Origin of the sequence: Burkholderia sp. Ax-1720, from assembly GCF_011753035.1 — a bacterium.
Classification (GTDB): Bacteria; Pseudomonadota; Gammaproteobacteria; order Burkholderiales; family Burkholderiaceae; genus Burkholderia; species Burkholderia gladioli.
Genome location: NZ_VWWK01000349.1, coordinates 1 through 2772, shown reverse-complemented (window position 1 = coordinate 2772; position 2772 = coordinate 1). Strand labels below are relative to the sequence as shown.

Annotated in this window: 2 protein-coding genes; one reads left to right on the top strand and one right to left on the bottom strand. The window is 68.9% G+C overall.

What is annotated here, in order from left to right:
- On the top strand, positions 1-356 hold a 356-nt coding region (locus F3J18_RS36490), incomplete at its 5' end, for a c-type cytochrome (RefSeq protein WP_166917002.1).
- Between the two features lie 115 nt (positions 357-471).
- On the opposite strand, the gene F3J18_RS36485 is transcribed toward F3J18_RS36490, so the two are convergent.
- Positions 472-2556 carry a UvrD-helicase domain-containing protein gene (locus tag F3J18_RS36485; RefSeq protein ID WP_025097746.1) on the bottom strand — a complete coding sequence of 695 codons (2085 nt, stop codon included), beginning with the start codon at positions 2554-2556 and terminating at the stop codon, positions 472-474.
- Positions 2557-2772 lie beyond the last annotated feature (216 nt).

Sequence of the window (2772 nt, the reverse complement as noted above, 5' to 3'; positions counted from 1 at the left end):
GCGCCTCGGCGGTGCCCGACGCGGCGGCCGCCGCCAATGCGCAGGCCGCCGCCGCGATGGCCGCCATCGCCGCCCTGCCCAAGGCCGGTGCCGCACCGGCCGTCGCGCCCGGCGGCGCCGGCGCGGGCAAGGCGCTGTACGACTCGGTGTGCGTGGCCTGCCACGCGGCCGGCGTGCTCGGCGCGCCCAAGTTCGGCAACAAGGCCGACTGGGCGCCGCGCCTGAAGGATTCGATGGACACCGTCTACAACTACGCGCTGCACGGCAAGGGTTCGATGCCGCCCAAGGGCGGCTCGAACGCGCCCGACGACCAGGTCAAGGCCGCCGTCGACTACATGGTGGGCGCGGCAAAGTAAGCCGCGCGCCGGCCGCCGGGCTCGCACCGGGCCGGCCACGAAAAAATGGCCCGTGTCCGCTCCAGGCGGCACGGGCCATCTTCGTTCAGGGGCTGTCGAGCCGCGAGCCCGGCGGCTACTTCTGCAGCAGCGCCTTCAGGCTCGCCAGCCGGTCCTTCGGCGTCATCGGCGCCTCCTCGGGGGTGGGCGGCGGCGCCTCGTCCAGTTCCATCTCGACGATGAAGCGCGAGGGCTCGCAGACGATCGTCTCGCGCGCCCGCTTGCGCTTCTTGCACCAGTTCAGGTGCAGGCTGCGCTGCGCGCGCGTGATCGCCACGTACATCAGGCGCCGCTCCTCCTCGATGCGCTCGTCGTCGATCGTGTCGTCCTCGCTGCCGCCGCGATGCGGCATCACGCCTTCCTCCACGCCGACCAGGAACACGTGCGGATACTCGAGCCCCTTCGAGGCGTGCACGGTGGACAGGCGCACCGCGTCGGGATCCTCCTCCTTGCCCTCCAGCATCGACATCAGCGCGACGGTCTGGATCAGGCCCAGCAGGTTCTTGCCGGTATCGGCCAGGCCGTCGGCGTTGTGGAAGCCCTCGGCCTCGCCGTCGACCGCCTCGGTTTCCGGCTTGGTGCCCTTGCGCTTCAACCACTCGAGGAATTCCAGCACGTTCTGCCACTTGCTCTGCGCCTGGCGCTCGTCGAAGGCGTCGTACAGGTAGGCCTCGTAGTGGATCGCCTCCATCATGTCGTCGAGCACGGTGGTGGCGGGATCCTTGTCGGCGCGCTCGGTCAGGCGCTGGATGAAGTCGCAGAACATGCGCAGCGGCTCGATCTGCCGCGCCGACAGCCGCGCCTCGATGCCGCCCATGTAGACCGCCTCGAACAGCGACACCTTGGCCTGCCCCGCGTAGGAGCCGAGCGCCTCCAGCGTGGTGTTGCCGATCCCGCGGCGCGGCGTGGTGACGGCGCGGATGAAGGCGGGATCGTCGTCGGCGTTGGCGATCAGGCGCAGGTAGGCGCACAGGTCCTTGATCTCGGCCTTGTCGAAGAAGGACTGGCCGCCCGACAGCACGTAGGGGATCCGCTCACGGCGCAGCACCTGCTCGAAGATGCGCGCCTGGAAATTGCCGCGGTAGAGGATCGCGTAGTCGCGGAACTGGGTGCGCCGCTCGAACTTGTGCGCCGAGAGCCGGAACACCACCGATTCGGCCTCGTGCTCCTCGTCGTTGCAGGGCGTCACGGTAATGGTGTCGCCCATGCCGTGCTCGGACCACAGCTTCTTCTCGAACAGCTTCGGGTTGTTGGCGATCACGTTGTTGGCGGCGGTCAGGATCCGCACCGTCGAGCGGTAGTTCTGCTCGAGCTTGACCAGATGCAGCTTCGGGAAATCCTTGCCGAGCTGGGCCAGGTTCTCCAGCGTCGCGCCGCGCCAGCCGTAGATCGCCTGGTCGTCGTCGCCGACCGCCGTGAAGGCCGCGCGCGGCCCGGCCAGCAGCTTGAGCAGCTCGTACTGGCAGGCGTTGGTGTCCTGGTACTCGTCGATCAGCAGGTAGCGCAGCTTGTTCTGCCAGCGATCGCGCACCTGCTCGTTCGCCGCGAACAGCTCGGTGGGCAGGCGGATCAGGTCGTCGAAGTCGACCGCCTGGTAGGCGTGCAGGGTGGCCACGTAGTTGCGGTAGACCAGCGCGGCCTGCTGCTCGTCCTCGTTGGCGGCGATCGCCAGCGCCTGCTCGGGCGTCACCAGCCCGTTCTTCCAGAGCGAGATGATGTTCTGGATCTTGCGGATCAGCCCCTTGTCGGTGGTGCCCATCTGCTCCTGCACCATGCCGAAGCAGTCGTCCGAATCCATGATCGAGAATTGCGGCTTGAGGCCGACGTGCTCGGCTTCCTGGCGCAGGATCTGCACGCCCAGCGAGTGGAAGGTACAGACCGTCAGCTGGTTGACCGGCACCTTGCGGCCTTCCTTGCCGGGCGTGGTCAGCGTCTTGCCTTCCAGCAGCTTGCCGACGCGCTCGCGCATCTCGGCGGCGGCCTTGTTGGTGAAGGTGACGGCCGCGATATGGCGCGGCTCGAAACCCTTGTTCTCGATCAGGTGGGCGATCTTCTGCGTGATCACGCGCGTCTTGCCGCTGCCCGCGCCGGCGAGCACGAGACAGGGACCGTCGAGATAGCGCACCGCTTCGCTTTGAGCGGCATTGAGACCTGCGGACATGGTGACTGGCGGACTGGAGTGCGGGTGACGGCGCCGCCGCCGCGCCTTGAGCGGGCGCGGTGCGCGCGGCCTGAGCGGCTCGCGCGATGCGGAAAACGACGGACGCGGGAGGGCGCATGTTAACACGCCGCGCGCGATGGAACCGTGACGCGCGCGCGGCGACGGCGGCGACGCGCGAGGGCGGCCCGGGCGGTGTGCCGGGCAGCGGCCGGAAAG

Coding starts and splice junctions, on each gene's coding strand:
- F3J18_RS36485 (WP_025097746.1), bottom strand. CDS start 2,556: ATGTCCGCAGGTCTCAATGCCGCTCAAAGCGAAGCGGTGCGCTATCTC.